Origin of the sequence: Pseudomonas sp. OTU5201 (assembly GCF_038440135.1) — a bacterium.
In the GTDB taxonomy this organism is placed as follows: domain Bacteria; phylum Pseudomonadota; class Gammaproteobacteria; order Pseudomonadales; family Pseudomonadaceae; genus Metapseudomonas; species Metapseudomonas resinovorans.
Window position 1 is genome coordinate 1 of sequence record NZ_JASATC010000108.1, and the last position, 441, is coordinate 441.

Consider the following 441-nt stretch of genomic DNA (forward strand, 5'->3'; position numbering starts at 1 on the left):
GCGACGCCCGCGCGGGGCGGGCGTCGTGGCGGGGCGGGTTCGCCAGCAAGCTGGCTCCTACGTAGGCGCGAGCTTGCTCGCGAATGGCGTCGTCAGAGGAAGAAGTCGGTGCTGTCCAGCCCCATCCCCACGCCGCCGAGGTTGAGCGCGTACTTGCCCGGGCAGTTGGCCACGTGGGCGCGGCCGGTGTGGATATCGCGGAAGGCGCGGTTGATGCCGTGGTGGCGGAAGATGGTGGAGGCGCCGCTGTTGTACATCAGCGCTTCCACCGCCTGGGCGCACTTGTCCGGGACGATGGCCGAGTCGTAGCGCATCTTCACCCGCTCCGCCATGCTCAACGGCTCGCCGGCCTTGGCGCGCTGGGTCATCAGCGTGAAGTTGCGCAGCAGTACGGTGCGGCACTCATCCACCGTGACCATGGCGTTGGCCAGGGCGGTCTGG

The 441-nt window shown here is 69.2% G+C and carries 1 pseudogene; it reads right to left on the reverse strand.

Annotation, left to right across the window (positions count from 1 at the left end):
• Window positions 1–92: 92 nt before the first annotated feature.
• A pseudogene (locus AAHM40_RS27055) lies at window positions 93–441 on the reverse strand (flavin-dependent monooxygenase); the annotation flags it as partial.